This is a genomic window from Nocardioides exalbidus (genome assembly GCF_900105585.1).
GTDB lineage: Bacteria > Actinomycetota > Actinomycetes > Propionibacteriales > Nocardioidaceae > Nocardioides > Nocardioides exalbidus.
On the sequence record NZ_FNRT01000002.1, the window covers coordinates 2,214,981 to 2,229,013 of the forward strand.

15 protein-coding genes are annotated in these 14,033 nt (G+C 72.9%); 10 read left to right on the forward strand and 5 right to left on the reverse strand.

The window, feature by feature from the left end; translation table 11 throughout:
• Positions 1–52 precede the first annotated feature (52 nt).
• The 4 genes from BLV76_RS10870 to BLV76_RS10885 all read left to right on the forward strand — a co-directional run bounded on the left by BLV76_RS10870 (position 53) and on the right by BLV76_RS10885 (position 4,043).
• On the forward strand, positions 53–625 hold the full coding sequence (locus tag BLV76_RS10870; protein WP_090969139.1) for a DUF4232 domain-containing protein: 573 nt from the start codon (positions 53–55) through the stop codon (positions 623–625).
• A 267-nt stretch (positions 626–892) separates the two neighbouring features.
• Positions 893–1,927 carry a sugar phosphate isomerase/epimerase family protein gene (locus tag BLV76_RS10875; protein ID WP_090969140.1) on the forward strand — a complete coding sequence of 345 codons (1,035 nt, stop codon included), beginning with the start codon at positions 893–895 and terminating at the stop codon, positions 1,925–1,927.
• 46 nt (positions 1,928–1,973) lie between these two features.
• The gene (locus BLV76_RS10880; protein WP_090969141.1) at positions 1,974–3,233 is read left to right on the forward strand and encodes a geranylgeranyl reductase family protein; all 1,260 of its coding nucleotides are present in this window, start codon (positions 1,974–1,976) and stop codon (positions 3,231–3,233) included.
• A gap of 36 nt (positions 3,234–3,269) precedes the next feature.
• On the forward strand, positions 3,270–4,043 hold the full coding sequence (locus BLV76_RS10885; RefSeq protein WP_090969142.1) for a lysophospholipid acyltransferase family protein: 774 nt from the start codon (positions 3,270–3,272) through the stop codon (positions 4,041–4,043).
• On the opposite strand, the gene BLV76_RS10890 is transcribed toward BLV76_RS10885, so the two are convergent.
• Positions 4,006–5,040, reverse strand: a complete 1,035-nt coding sequence (locus tag BLV76_RS10890) for an acyltransferase family protein (RefSeq protein WP_139306547.1) — start codon at positions 5,038–5,040, stop codon at positions 4,006–4,008. The genes BLV76_RS10885 and BLV76_RS10890 overlap by 38 nt on opposite strands.
• Before the next feature lie 42 nt (positions 5,041–5,082).
• On the opposite strand from BLV76_RS10890, the gene BLV76_RS10895 reads away from it, so the two are divergent.
• Together BLV76_RS10895 and BLV76_RS10900 are read left to right on the forward strand one after the other, a co-directional pair.
• On the forward strand, positions 5,083–5,967 hold the full coding sequence (locus BLV76_RS10895) for an NUDIX hydrolase (RefSeq protein ID WP_090969144.1): 885 nt from the start codon (positions 5,083–5,085) through the stop codon (positions 5,965–5,967).
• Between the two features lie 109 nt (positions 5,968–6,076).
• Positions 6,077–7,315 carry a class I SAM-dependent methyltransferase gene (locus BLV76_RS10900; protein WP_090969145.1) on the forward strand — a complete coding sequence of 413 codons (1,239 nt, stop codon included), beginning with the start codon at positions 6,077–6,079 and terminating at the stop codon, positions 7,313–7,315.
• Between the two features lie 4 nt (positions 7,316–7,319).
• On the opposite strand, the gene BLV76_RS23330 is transcribed toward BLV76_RS10900, so the two are convergent.
• Together BLV76_RS23330 and BLV76_RS10905 are read right to left on the reverse strand one after the other, a co-directional pair.
• The gene (locus tag BLV76_RS23330; RefSeq protein WP_281246162.1) at positions 7,320–7,454 is read right to left on the reverse strand and encodes an MFS transporter small subunit; all 135 of its coding nucleotides are present in this window, start codon (positions 7,452–7,454) and stop codon (positions 7,320–7,322) included.
• Complete coding sequence (locus BLV76_RS10905; RefSeq protein ID WP_245734630.1) at positions 7,451–8,845, reverse strand: OFA family MFS transporter; 1,395 nt, start codon at positions 8,843–8,845, stop codon at positions 7,451–7,453. Before BLV76_RS10905 ends, BLV76_RS23330 begins: the two co-directional genes overlap by 4 nt.
• Positions 8,846–8,975: 130 nt before the next feature.
• On the opposite strand from BLV76_RS10905, the gene BLV76_RS10910 reads away from it, so the two are divergent.
• Entirely contained in the window at positions 8,976–9,845 is an 870-nt protein-coding gene (locus tag BLV76_RS10910) for a hypothetical protein (RefSeq protein ID WP_139306548.1), read from the forward strand.
• 1 nt (position 9,846) lies between these two features.
• Here the strand turns inward: BLV76_RS10910 and BLV76_RS10915 are convergent, their stop codons facing one another.
• Complete coding sequence (locus BLV76_RS10915) at positions 9,847–10,536, reverse strand: aspartate/glutamate racemase family protein (RefSeq protein WP_090969148.1); 690 nt, start codon at positions 10,534–10,536, stop codon at positions 9,847–9,849.
• Between the two features lie 20 nt (positions 10,537–10,556).
• Positions 10,557–11,309 (reverse strand): SDR family NAD(P)-dependent oxidoreductase, encoded by a 753-nt coding sequence (locus BLV76_RS10920; RefSeq protein ID WP_090969149.1) that lies wholly within the window; start codon positions 11,307–11,309, stop codon positions 10,557–10,559.
• A gap of 25 nt (positions 11,310–11,334) precedes the next feature.
• Between BLV76_RS10920 and BLV76_RS10925 the strand changes: the two genes are divergently transcribed.
• The 3 genes from BLV76_RS10925 to mshA all read left to right on the forward strand — a co-directional run bounded on the left by BLV76_RS10925 (position 11,335) and on the right by mshA (position 14,025).
• Positions 11,335–12,231 (forward strand): ribonuclease HI family protein, encoded by an 897-nt coding sequence (locus BLV76_RS10925; RefSeq protein ID WP_217630321.1) that lies wholly within the window; start codon positions 11,335–11,337, stop codon positions 12,229–12,231.
• A gap of 51 nt (positions 12,232–12,282) precedes the next feature.
• Positions 12,283–12,657 carry a hypothetical protein gene (locus BLV76_RS10930; protein WP_090969151.1) on the forward strand — a complete coding sequence of 125 codons (375 nt, stop codon included), beginning with the start codon at positions 12,283–12,285 and terminating at the stop codon, positions 12,655–12,657.
• A gap of 102 nt (positions 12,658–12,759) precedes the next feature.
• A complete protein-coding gene (gene mshA / locus BLV76_RS10935; protein ID WP_090969152.1) occupies positions 12,760–14,025 on the forward strand; it encodes a D-inositol-3-phosphate glycosyltransferase in 1,266 nt (421 codons plus the stop codon).
• The last annotated feature ends 8 nt before the right edge of the window (positions 14,026–14,033 follow it).

Here is a 14,033-nt window from a genome sequence, read left to right on the forward strand (position 1 = left end):
CGGCGCATTTCGGTCCTTGGGCCGGGCGCGAGCCCGACGCACACTGGATCCCATGGCCCGTTCTGTCTGGCACCGCTCCCTCTGGTCCATGCTCGCCCTCTGCGGCGTGCTCCTCGCCACGTCGCTGCACCTGCACGGCGCGCAGCCGGCGGGCGCGAGTCCGCCGACCCGCAGCGCGGCGACCAGCGTGACCGGCGCGACCGCCGCCGTCCCGGAGTGCACCAACGCCGACCTCAAAGCCAGCTACCGGGCACGGGACGCCGGGGTCGGGCACCGCTACGGCGCGCTCCGCCTGCGCAACACCAGCGACAGCACGTGCTGGGTGCGTGGCTTCGGCGGGTTGTCCTACGTCGGTGGAGGTGACGGCACGCAGGTCGGGGCCGCCGCCGACCGCGACGGCGCAGCCGGCGCACGGGTCGTGCTCGAGCCGGGGGACCGGGCGACCAGCCAGGTCGACGAGGTCGTGGCCGTGAACTACCCGCGCTCGCGCTGCCGCCCGACCCCCGTCGACGGGTTCCGCGTCTACGTGCCGGACTCGACGCAGTCGCAGTTCGTCCGGCACCGCACGACCGGGTGCGGCAACGACGCGGTCCACCTGATCTCGCACCGCGCCTTCCGCGGCTGACGTACGCCGCACGTGCGGCGGTCGTGGCCTCCGGCCGACGATCCTTGGGGCCAGGACCGCCGCACCTGCACACGTGTCCGAGAACCTGCCCTCCGGAGCCCCGCTCGAGGGCCATGTCTCGGACACGTGTGGATCGTGCGCGCCTGCGGTCCGCGTCCTGATGTCGAGACGCCGACACCTTTTGATTGACGTACGTACAAAAGTCGCCCTAGCGTCGAGCTGATGTGGCCCCCGTCACATCGTGACTCGGATGAAGGGTGGACATACATGTGCTTCGGACATGACGGAGACGCGGCGCTCGAGCGATCGCTGGCCGAGAAGGGCGCCAGCCGGCGCGGACTGCTGAGGGGAGCGACCGTCGGCGCAGCGGCGCTCGGTGCGCTCGGCGCCTCCCCGGCGACGGCCGGCGGCAAGGGCCACGGGCCCGGTCACGGCCACGGCCACGGCCACGGCCACGGTGGCGGGCGCCGCAAGAGTCTCGACCACGAGCTGATCAGCATCCAGCTCTACACGCTGCGCTCGGCAGCCGCTGCTCCGGCTGCCGGCAACGCGGTGGCGATCGGGCACGCGGCCGTGCTCGCCGCGCTCGCCCGCTACGGCTACGAGCGCGTGGAGCTGGCCGGGCTCTACGGCGAGACCGCGGCGAGCATGCGCGCGATCCTCGACGGCCTGGGCCTGCGCTCCACCTCGAGCCACGACGGGATCAGCGCCGACACCGGCGGCGCCCACGTGAAGTTCCAGAACGCGAAGACCCTCGGCCAGCAGTACGTCAACGTCCCCTACCTGGCGTCCGCCAACCTGTCGGACTGGCAGCGGTGGGCCGACCAGATGAACGCCGAGGCCGCGATCGCCAAGCGCTACGGGCTGAAGTACGGCTACCACAACCACGCGCACGAGTTCACGACCGACCTCGGCGGCGGGCTCACGCCGTGGGAGGTCCTGATGGACCGCCTCGACCGCCGACTCGTGCACCTCGAGGTCGATCTCTACTGGGCCTTCACGGCGGGCGTGAACACCGGCCACACGACCGCGGAGTCGGCGCTCCAGTTCGCCAAGGACGTCGTCAACGAGGCGCCGTTGGCGGTCCGGCAGTACCACGTGAAGGACCGGACCTCGATGGGCACCAGCCAGCCCGAGGCCGACATGTGCGACCTCGGCGTCGGCGTCATCGACTTCCCGTCGCTCTTCCGCAACCACGAGGTCGAGGAGTACATCGTCGAGAACGACACCCCCGACAACGCCGCAGCGCCCCTGCTGACGGCCGCCGTGGGCCGGCTCTACCTCGAGCACCTGGAGTACTGAGCGCCTGGCCGAGGTGGGGTGAGGTGCCGTCTGCGAGGATTTGCGCGTGACGAGCCCTCGCCCCACCCCGACGACCAGCAGAGCGACCGACGTCCTCGTCGTCGGCGCCGGCCCCGCCGGGTCCGCCGCGGCCGCCTGGGCGGCCCGGGCGGGGCTCGACGTGGTGCTCGCGGACGCCGCGACCTTCCCCCGCGACAAGACCTGCGGCGACGGTCTCACGCCTCGCGCGATCGGCGAGCTGCAGAGGCTCGGCCTCGAGGACTGGCTCCGCTCGCACACGGTCAACCAGGGCCTCCGCGCCCACGGCTTCGGCCAGACGCTGCTCCTCCCGTGGCCGGGTGGGTCCCTCCCCGACTGGGGATCGGCCGTCGCCCGCACCGAGCTCGACGACCACCTGCGCACGGTGGCGCTCGACAGCGGGGCCACCGGGATCGACGGCGCCCGCGCGGTCGGCGTACGACGCGAGGGCGAGCGGGTCGCGGCCGTCGACTTCCGCGGCGCCGACGGGGCGACGTTCGAGATCGCGTGCCGGTGGCTGGTCGTGGCCGACGGCGTGCGGTCGCCCCTGGGCAAGCTGCTGGGTCGCGAGTGGCACCGTGACACGGTCTACGCCGTCGCCGGCCGGTCCTACGTCGACTCCGACATGTCGGACGACCCGTGGATCAGCTCGCACCTCGAGCTGCGTGACGAGCAGGGCGAGCTGGTGTCGGGCTACGGCTGGATCTTCCCGCTGGGCAACGGCTCGGTGAACCTCGGCGCCGGCACGCTCGCCACCAGCAAGCGGCCGACCGACGTGGCCATCAAGCCCCTGATGCAGACCTACGCCGACACCATCGGCAAGGACTTCGGGCTCTCCGGAGAGCTGCGGATGCCGACCTCGGCGCTGCTGCCGATGGGTGGCGCGGTGAGCAACGTCGCCGGGCCCAACTGGGCGCTGATCGGCGACGCCGCTGCCTGCGTCAACCCGCTCAACGGCGAGGGCATCGACTACGGCCTGGAGACCGGGCGGTTCGTCGCCGAGCACATCGCGAGCGGCACCGGCCTCGGCGAGGCGTGGCGCCACACGCTCGTCGAGCACTACGGCGAGTCCTTCTCCATCGCCCGCCGCCTGGCCGGGATGGCCACCCAGCCGAAGGTGGTCTCGGCGCTCGGGCCCGTCGGGATGCGCTCCGACTGGCTGATGACGCTCGCGCTCCGCTGGATGGGCAACCTCGTCGACGACGCCGACCGCGACCGCGCCGCCCGCGTGTGGCGGTGGGCGGGCGCGCGCTCGATGGCAAGCGACGCCCGGCCGCCCTTCTCCTGAACCGATCCCGGAGACGTGTCGCTACGAAGCACCAACATGGGTGAGTCCGTCTACCGCGCGACCAACGTGCTCGGCCGCGCGGCACTGCGGCTGCTCGGCGTGCGCACGGAGTGGTCCGGCCTCGAGCACGTGCCCGAGCACGGGCCGGTCATCCTCGCCGCCAACCACGTCGGCTTCCCCGACTTCGTGGTCGTCGAGCAGGCGGCGGTGGAGCGGGGCCGCTTCGTCCGCTTCCTGTGCCGCCACGACATCTGGGACGCGCCGCTCGTCGGCCGTGCCATGGACCGGATGCGGCACGTCCCGGTCGACCGCGACGCGCCCGCGGGGGCGTACGTCGCCGCCCGCCGGCTGCTGCGCGACGGCGAGGCCGTGGGGATCTTCCCCGAGGCGGGGGTGAGCCGCTCGTTCACCGTGCGGTCGATGATGCGCGGGGCTGCGAGCCTGGCGCGCGAGACCGGCGCCCCGGTGGTGCCGGTCGCGGTGTGGGGGACCCAGCGGATCTGGACGGCCGGCGCGCGGCCCGACCCGACCCGCGGGCGCCGCGTCGACCTGGCGTTCGGTCCACCGCTCACCGTCGGGCCGGGGGAGGACCTGGCCGAGTCGACCCGGAGGCTCGGCACGCTCCTGACCGGGCAGCTCGAGGCGCTGCAGCAGCTGCCGCACCACCGACCGGCACCCGGCGAGGCCGCGTGGTGGTACCCCGCGCACCTGGGTGGGGACGCACCGACGCGCGCCGAGGCGGCGTACGTCGACAGCGTGCCGCGCTCGGCGGTCAGCCCGACGTGGGGGCCGAGCCGGCTTCCCGGCTGACCGCGCGTCGCTTCTCCACGTAGCCGAGCGGGTTGGTGAACGGCTCGAGGACGCGGCGCACCGGTGGGCTCGCCAGCAGCAGGGCGAGGGCGACCGCCCCGACCACCGTGAGCACCAGCCCCGAGACCGGATGGGCGGCCGTGAAGTCGGGCCAGCCGAGCGCCTTGACCGTCTTGATGACGAAGCCGTGGAACAGGTAGACGACCATCGTCGCCGTGCCCATCGTGGTGAACCAGCCGAGGTTGCGCCGGGGCACCAGCGACATCGCGGCGAAGGCGCCGACGAGGCCGACCATCATCACCGTGAGCCGGGTCTGGAAGACGAACTCGTCGTCGATCGGGATGTCGGAGTAGCCGGTGTCGTACCAGAGCAGCGCGGCCGCGGCCCACGTGTCGGTGTAGACCGCCATCACGCCGATCCCGATGAGCATCGGCACGGCCGCGAGGCGCACCCAGACGTCGTCGAGGTGCTTGAGGTGTCGCGGCTTGAGGTGCAGGCCGAGCACGAAGAACGGCAGCAGCCCGAGGAACCGCGGGATCATCAGCGTGGTGTCGGTCCACAGGCCACCGAGCAGGCTGACGATGACCGAGAGCGGCAGGAAGAGCCAGTGCAGCTTGAGGATCGGCGTCACCAGGCGCCACATGAGCAGCACGATGAGGTACCACATCGTCCAGTGCGGGACGAGCCAGATCGGCCCCTGCACGTCCTCGCCGGCCACGCCGCGGCGGAAGTAGAACAGGGCCGGCTCGAAGAGCAGGTAGGGGATCAGCAGCGTGTAGACGAGGCTCTTCAGTCGCCGCGGGTCCCACTCGAACGACTTCGAGAGGTAGCCGCTGACGAACACGAACGCCGGGATGTGCCAGAGGTAGATGAAGTCATAGACCCAGTGGCTGCCGGCGCTCTCCTCCACGAGGCCGATCGCGTGGCCGACGACGACGAGGGTGACGAGGACCATCTTGACGTTGTCGAGCCAAGGATCACGGGACGGGGGAGCCACGGCGCTCACCGTACTTCACGCCCCGATCACTAGGTTGGGAACATGAGCTCCCTCCCCCGACGACAACGCGTGGCCGCGTATGCCGTCATGCTGCGCGAGCGCGAGGGGCGCGTGGAGATCCTCCTGAGCCGCCTGGCGCCCAAGGTCTCGCGCACCGAGCTCTGGACGCTGCCCGGCGGCGGCGTCGACCACGGCGAGGACCCGCGGGCCGCGTTGGTGCGCGAGATCCACGAGGAGACCGGGCTCGACGCGACGGTGGGCGAGACCGCCCGCGTCTACAGCGCGCACCTGCCGCGGGCGACCCGCGACGGCCGGCTCGTCGACGCGCACGCGATCCGGATCGTGTACGACGCCTGGGTGCCGACCGACGCCCCTGCACCGCGCGTCGTCGAGGTCGACGGCTCCACGGTCGAGGCCGGCTGGCACGCGCTGGACGACGTCGCCTCGGGTGCCGTCCCGGTGGCCGCGCAGGTCACGGACGCCCTCGTCGACCACCAGCCCTTCCGCCTGCAGCGGGTGGCGGCCTACGCGCTGGCGACGCGCGACGGCCGGGTGCTGCTGACCCGTCTCTCGCCGCGCGCGGCGCACCCCGGTCGCTGGACGCTCCCGGGCGGCGGCATCGACCACGGCGAGCACCCGTCGGTCGCCCTCGCCCGCGAGGTGGAGGAGGAGTGTGGGCTCACCTGCGAGGTCGGCGAGCTGCTCGGCGTCCACGACACCCACTTCTCCGGGCACGCGCCCTCCGGCCGGATCGAGGACTTCCACGGCATCCACCTCGTCTTCCGGGCCGAGGTCGGCGCCGGAGAGCCCCGTGTGCTGGAGGTCGACGGCACCACCGACGAGGTGGCCTGGGTCTCCGTGGCCGACGTCGAGTCCGGCGAGGTGCCGGTCCTCGACCTGGTCCCGGCCGCGCTCCGGATGTCCTGACCCCTCCGCGTCCGACCTAGACTGGCGCGGTGAACCCCCGCCAGCGCCGTCTCGTGATCCCGGTGGCGCTGGGGGCGCTGATCCTCATCGTCGTCATCGCCGCGATCCTGTGAGCGAGTGGCAGCGGCTCCGGACGGCGATCCTCGACGCCGACCTGGTGCGCGCGCTCGCGAGCGGGCGCCGCAAGGGCCAGCCGGCACCGGTCGTCGAGGGTCGTGAGGTCCGCCGGGTCGAGCTCCGGGTCGTCGACCTCAAGGCCGGTCCGCACCTCCAGGTGGTGTCGTACGACGCCACGCAGGCGCACACCGCCAACCACCTCCTCGGCGAGGCGGCGGACGCAGCGGTCGACGTCCTGCTCGCCCAGCCGTTCGCCAACTGGCACGTCGACACCGCGACCGAGACCCTGCAGCTGCGGGTGACGAAGAAGGGCGTGCCGATGCTGCACGCCTCGTCCCGGTCGGAGGCGGTCGAGGTGTCGCGCGTCCACGACCGCGACAAGGGGCGGCTGCTGCGCGAGGACGACCCGGCCCTTGTCGCCCTCGGCATCAGCGACGCGCAGGGGCGGGTCAAGCCCAGCCGGCAGGCGAAGTACCGCCAGGTCGAGGAGTTCCTGCGGCTGCTCGACGCCAGCCTGGCCGACGGCCTGGCCAAGGGGCACCTCCGCACGCCCACGGCCGACGACCCGCTCCGGGTCGTCGACCTCGGCTGCGGCAACGCCTACCTGACCTTCGCCGCGCACCAGTTCCTCACCGGCCCGGTCGAGGCGGGCGGGCGCGGCCTGCCGGTCCGGATGACCGGCGTCGACGTCCGCCAGCAGTCGGCCGACCACAACTCGCGGATCGCCGCCGAGCTCGGCATCGAGGCCGACTTCGTCGTCGGCACCATCTCCGACGCCGCACTCGACCTCGCGCCCGACGTCGTGCTCGCGCTGCACGCCTGCGACACCGCCACGGACGACGCGCTCGCTCGCGCCGTCGGCTGGGGTGCGCCGCTGGTGCTCGCCGCCCCGTGCTGCCACCACGACATCGCCAGCCAGCTCCGCCAGGCCCCGCCGCCCGCCCCCTATGCCGCGCTGACGCGCGACGGGATCCTTCGCGAGCGCCTCGCGGACACGCTGACCGACGCGCTGCGCGCCGAGCTCCTGCGGGGGCTGGGCTACCGCGTCGACGTGGTGCAGTTCGTCGAGAGCGCCCACACCCCCCGCAACACCCTCATCCGGGCCGTCCGGGTGGCTGAGGTGGTCGACGAGGTGGACGAGGTGGGCGGGGCCACGACGCACGACGCCCCACACGACCTGGCGGCCGCATGGGGCGTACGTCCGAAGCTGGCGGAGCTGCTCGGCCGCTGACGCGTCAGCCGGTGAACAGCGCCGACGCCCGGTCGATCGTCTGCCACAGGCCGTAGGCCAGGGGGATCCCGACCAGCAGCCACGCGAGGGCGATGAGGACCGGGCTGGTGGTCGAGGTGGTGCTGCTGGGCTCGCTCATCGGGCGGCCTCCTGTCGCTGGGAGATGCGGTCCTCGTTGGCGGCGTGCGCGTCCTGGTCGAAGTGGACCTCCGCGACCGGCTTGATCATCAGGTTCGACACGAAGCCGACGGCCAGCACGCCCACCATGGTGAGCAGGGCGGGGCGGTAGTCCGCGGCGACGAGGTTGCCCGGCTCGCCGATGCTGTCGAGGATGCCGTTGACGATGAGCGGTCCGGCCACGCCGGCGGCGGCCCACGCGGTGAGCAGCCGGCCGTGGATGGCGCCGACCTCGAGGGTGCCGAAGAGGTCCTTCAAGTAGGCCGGGACGGTCGCGAAGCCACCGCCGTAGTAGGAGATGATCACGACCGCGAGCGCCACGAAGACGACGGTCGAGCTGCTGCCGAAGAGGGCCAGCAGCAGGTAGAGCACGAGCCCGACGCCGAGGTACATCACGTAGGTCGGCTTGCGCCCGATCCGGTCCGACAGGCTCGACCACACGAACCGGCCGAGCATGTTGGCCAGCGACAGCACGCCCACGAACCCGCCCGCCGCTGCGGCGGAGATCGAGCTCGTGCCGTTCTCCCGGAAGAAGTCCTGGATCATCGGTGCGGCCTGCTCGAGGATGCCGATGCCCGCGGTGACGTTGCAGAACAGCACGACCCAGAGGAAGTAGAACTGCGGCGTGCGGATCGCCTGCCGGGCGCGCACGAGGGCGCCGTTGGTGCCGGGGGAGTGCTCGGCGGTGCTGTCGTCGCCGTGGCCCGGTGGCACCCGGATCAGGGTGGCGCCGATCAGCATGAAGATCGTGTAGACGACGCCGAGGGTGAGGAAGGTCTGGGCCAGCGCCGAGCCCGACGCGACCGCGCCCGGCTCGGTCGGCACGAAGTCGGGGTCGTAGACCGACATGAGCTTGTTGGACAGCGGCGAGGCGATCAGCGCACCGCCGCCGAAGCCCATGATCGCCATCCCGGTCGCCAGGCCGGGGCGGTCGGGGAACCACTTGATCAGCGTCGAGACCGGCGAGATGTAGCCGATGCCGAGCCCGATGCCGCCGATGACGCCGTAGCCGAGGTAGAGCAGCCACAGCTGCGAGGTCGCGATGCCGGCGGAGCCGACCAGGAACCCGGTGCCCCAGCAGATCGCGGCCGCGAGCATCGCCTTGCGCGGCCCGGAGCGCTCGACCCACGTGCCAAGGACCGCGGCGGACAGGCCGAGCATCACGATCGCGATCGAGAACACCCAGCCGATCGCGGTCAGGCTCGAGTCGAAGCTCGCGACCAGCGAGGTCTTGAACACCGAGAACGCGTAGACCTGGCCGATGGACAGGTGGACCGCCAGGGCGGCAGGCGGGATCAGCCAGCGGCTGAAGCCCGAACCGGCGACGATCGCCGACTTGTCGAGACGCGACATGCACATCTCCTCTCCGAGAGACCGTCGTCACGGTACGTCCGGGTGGTTGAGGTGTCACCTACCCGCAGGGAGGTCGTACGCCGAACGGTCGGTCCCGCACGCCCAACGGGCCCGCGGCTACCGTGGCGGCGTGAGGGTGCGGGGAGCAGCGGTGGCGGCGGTCGTCGCGCTGCCCTTCCTGCTCGGCGCCGCGTCGGGGACGCCGGGCGTGGGCGCCGATCCGGTCCTCCGCTTCGCCGACCCCGACATCGTGGAGTCGAGCGGCCTGGTCGTCGTCGACGGGCTCGTGGTCACCGTCAACGACTCCGGTGACTCCGGCCGCGTGTTCGCCGTCGACCCGGCCACCGGCGACACCGTGGGCGTGACCTCGTGGTCGCCCGACCCGGTCGACGTCGAGGCGCTCGCGCCCGCCGGGCCGGGCCACGTCTGGGTCGCCGACACCGGCGACAACCGGCACGTGCGCGACTCGGTCGAGGTGCTCCGCGTGCCGGTGGGCCGCGGCGACCGCAGCGTCGAGCCGGCGTCCTACGAGCTCCGCTACCCCGACGGCCCGCACGACGCCGAGGCACTGGTGCGGCACCCGCTGACCGGCCGGCTCTTCGTGATCAGCAAGGGCGTCTTCTCCGGGAGGGTGTACGCCGCTCCGCTGCGGCTGCGGGCCGACCGCCCCAACGCGCTGGTGGCCGTCGGCGAGGCACCCGGCATGGTCACCGACGCGACCTTCCTGCCAGCCGGCGGCGGGGTCGTGGTGCGGACCTACACGAGCGCCCACCTGGCGGCGTACCCCTCGTGGGAGCCGGTCTCCTCGTGGGACCTGCCCGATCAGGACCAGGGCGAGGGGCTGGCCCTCGATGGGCGTGACCTGCTGATCAGCACCGAGGGTGCCCGCTCGGAGGTGCTGCGCGTCCTCCTGCCCGCCGAGGCGCGCGCCACCGACCGGCAGTCGGCCGCGTGGACCGCACTTCGCTGGGTCGCGGCCGCGCGGGGGACGCCCCTGTGACTCAGCCCAGCGCGAGGTCGAGCGCGGCCTGCACGTGGAGCGTGGTGCAGGGGAAGACGGGGAGCTCGACGTCGGCCTGCTTGACCAGCAGCTCGAGCTCGGTGCAGCCGAGGAGCACGCCACCGGCTCCGGCGTCCCAGAGCTCCTCGATGATCCCGACGACGGCGCTGCGGGTGCGGGGGAGCACGACGCCGTGGACGAGCTCCTCGTAGATCGCGTCGTTGAGCAGGTCGTGGTGCGCGACGTCGGGCACCACGACGGTGAGCCCGTGGCCCTCGAGGCGCTCGACGAAGAACGACTCCGACATCGCGACCTTGGTGCCGACCAGGCCGACGGTGGAGATGCCGGCGGCCTTGACCGCCTCCGCGACCACGTCGGCGAGGTGCAGCACCGGGATGTCGACGGCCTCCTCGACCTGGTCGGCGACCTTGTGGAACGTCGTGGTGCACAGCAGCAGGAAGTCCGCCCCGGCCCGCTCGACGCCCTGCGCGGCGTCGGCCAGCAGCGTCCCGACCTGGTCCCAGCGCTCCTCGTCCTCGAGGTGGGTGACCTCGGCGAAGTCGACGGTGGTGAGCGCCAGCTTCGGTGACGAGAGGCCGCCGAGGCGCTCCCGCATCCCGAGGTTGAGGTCGCGGTAGTAGGCCGCGCTGCTCTCCCAGCCCATGCCGCCGACGAGTCCGATGGTCTTCACGCGCGGCAGTCTCCCACGTCTCAGCTGCGGTGCACCTTGTGTGCCGCAGCCTGGGCGCGGGGCTTGATCACGAGCTCGTCGATGTCGACGTGGGAGGGCCGGGTGGCGACCCAGGTGATGGCGTCGGCGACGTCCTCGGCGACGAGCGGCTGGTCGACGCCGGCGTAGACCGCGTCGGCCTTGGCCTGGTCACCGTCGAAGCGCACCAGCGAGAACTCGTCGGTCCGCACCATGCCCGGGGCGACCTCGCTGATCCGGATCGGCTCGCCGTTGAGCTCGAGTCGCAGGGTCTCGCTCACCACCTTCACGCCGTGCTTGGCCGCGGTGTAGCCGGCGCCGCCCTCGTAGGCCCAGCGCCCGGCCGTCGAGCCGACGTTGACGACGATCGCGTCGCCGCTGGCGCGCAGTGCCGGCAGCAGCGCCTTGGTGACCCGGACGAGTCCGAGGACGTTGATGTCGTACATGTGGCGCCACCCGTCGAGGTCCGCGCCGTCGACCCGGTCGACCCCGACCGCACCGCCCGCGTTGTTGACCAGCACGTGGCAGGTCGGCACGGCCGCGGCGAGCGCGTCGACCGACGCCTGGTCGGTGACGTCGCACGTGATCGCCACGCCGCCGATCTCGGCCGCGAGCGCCTCGATGCGCTCGGTGCGTCGCGCCGCACAGACGACCCGGAAGCCCTGCGCGGCGAGGGCGCGGGCGGTCGCGGCGCCGATGCCGCTGGAGGCCCCGGTGACGACGGCGGTGCGGGGGAGGGTCTGCTCGGAGGTCATGGCTCCATCCTGCCAAGATGCTCCTGTGATCTACGCGGCGGCCGACGGTTCGGCACTCGGCAACCCCGGTCCGGCCGGATGGGCGTGGTACGTCGACGACGGCTGCTGGGCGTCCGGCGGCTGGCCGCGCGGCACCAACAACATGGGCGAGCTGATGGCCGTCCTCGACCTGCTCCAGCAGACCGCGCACCTCGACGACGACCTGCACGTCTACTGCGACAGCAAGTACGTCATCGACTCCGTCACCAAGTGGATGGCGGGCTGGAAGCGCAAGGGCTGGAAGAAGAGCGACGGCAAGCCGGTGCTCAACGTCGAGCTGATGAAGGCGCTCGACGAGGCCATGGACGGACGTCGCGACCGTGTCCACTTCGAGTGGGTCAAGGGCCACGCCGGGCACGCGCTCAACGAGGCGGCCGACAAGCGAGCCAACGCCGCCGCGTCGGCGTACCAGCGCGGCGCCGAGCCCGACGCGGGCCCCGGCTTCTCCGGCAGCAGCACCGCCCACCCGGCCGCGGCCGTCGGCCAGGTCGAGGAGGAGCCCGACCTGTTCAGCGGCCTGGAGGACGTGGCGCCCACGACCGACGAGGAGCACGTCATCGCGATGGAGCGGGCGCTGCTCACCGACGAGGTGCGCGGTGACCGGGCGGCCGTCGCTGCCCTGCTCCACCCCGCGTGGCAGGAGGTCGGCCGCTCCGGCCGGCTGTGGAGCCGCGACGACATGCTCGACGCGATCGGCCCCGGCGAGCCGGTCACCCTCGACGTCGTGTCGGTCGAGCGGGTCGACCGCGACACCATCCTGCTCGTCTGGCGGGCGCTGGCCGACGGTCGATCGACCCTGCGCAGCAGCCTCTGGGTGCGCACGGGCCAGTCGTCCGGGGGTCCGTGGCAGCAGCGGTTCCACCAGGGCACGGACGAGGCCTGACCGGGGCCCTCGCGCTGGGGCGGGCCGGGAGTGGCGTGGCACACTCGTCCGATGCCCCCCGCGAAGCTCGCAGCCGCCGGAGCAGTCCTCGGCGGCGCCCTCTGGATCGTGCACGCCCTGCTCGGAGGCGGTGACGACCCGCTCTCCGACATCCTGTTCCTGGTCGGCATGGCCAGCCTGGTCGTCGCCGGCGCCGTCTTCGGCACCAGCCTCGTCAAGAGCGACGCCGTGGCCATGCGGGCCACCGTCGGCCTGGCCTCCGGGTTGCTCGTGCTCAGCCTCGTCGAGGCGTTCCGGCCGGCTGACGCGCCCTGGTACAACGGCTTCTGGGGCATCCTCGCCGTCGTCGTGGGGGGCATCTCCCTCGCGCGCAACCGCGGCAGCGACGCCGGCGGACGGCCCACGCAGGGCGTGCACGCCCGCTAGCCGCCACCGGGCACCCACCCCTCGGGACGTGCGCGGGAATCCCGGGCGCAGGTGGAAGGTTGCACCGGAGGTGCCCTCCCCGGGTGCCAGGACACGAGCAGCATGGAGGCAGCGTTGGGCGAGCGCGTGGCGATGATCAGCCTGCACACCTCACCCCTGGACCAGCCCGGCACGGGCGACGCGGGCGGGATGAACGTCTACGTCATCGAGCTCTCCCGGCGCCTCGCTGCCCAGGGCATCGCGGTCGACGTCTTCACCCGCGCCACGTCCTCGACGCTGCCGCAGGTCGTGGAGGCCGCCGACGGGGTGCTCGTCCGCCACGTCGCCGCCGGCCCGTTCGAGGGCCTCGCCAAGGGTGAGCTGCCCGGCCAGCTGTGCACCTTCGCCCGCGAGGTTCTGCGCACCGAGGCCCTGCAGCCGCTCGGCCACTACACGGCCGTGCACTCCCACTACTGGCTCTCCGGCCAGGTCGGCGCCCTCGCGCGCGATCGCTGGAACGTTCCGCTGGTGCACTCGATGCACACGATGGCGAAGGTGAAGAACGAGGCCCTCGCCCTCGGCGACACCCCCGAGCCGGTCTCGCGCGTCATCGGCGAGGAGCAGGTGGTCGAGGCCGCCGACCTGCTGATCGCCAACACCGACACCGAGGCCCGCCAGCTCGTCGACCTCTACGACGCCAGTCCCGACGCCGTCGAGGTGGTCCACCCGGGCGTCGACCTCACCGTCTTCGCCCCACGCGACCGCGCGGAGGCCCGCCGCGAGCTCGGTCTCCCCGACGACGCGGTGGTGCTGCTGTTCGCCGGCCGGATCCAGCCGCTCAAGGCGCCCGACGTGCTCCTGCGCGCAGTCGACGTGCTCCTGCGCGACGACCCGTCCCTGCGCCACCGCCTCGTCGTCCCGGTTGTCGGCGGTCCCTCGGGCAGCGGCCTCGAGCACCCCACCGCGCTGGCCGACCTCGCCGCCGACCTCGGCATCGCCGACGTGGTCCGGTTCGTCCCGCCCGTGACCCAGCCCGAGCTCGCCGTGTGGTCCTCGGCCGCCACGGCCGTCGCGGTGCCGTCCTACAACGAGTCCTTCGGCCTCGTCGCCGTCGAGGCGCAGGCCACCGGCACGCCGGTCGTGGCTGCCGCCGTCGGCGGGCTCACCACCGTCGTCCGCGACGGCGTCAGCGGTCTGCTCGTCGACACCCACGAGCCGCGCGACTGGGCCGCCGCGCTGCGCCGGCTCGTCGACGACCCCGCCCTGGTCGAGCGGCTCGGACAGGGCGCGATCGCGCACGCGCAGGACTTCTCGTGGGAGCACACCGCCGAGCAGACGCTCGCCGCCTACGAGCGGGCCGCCGCCCGGATGCGAGCCGTCCCCGCGTGATGGGATGG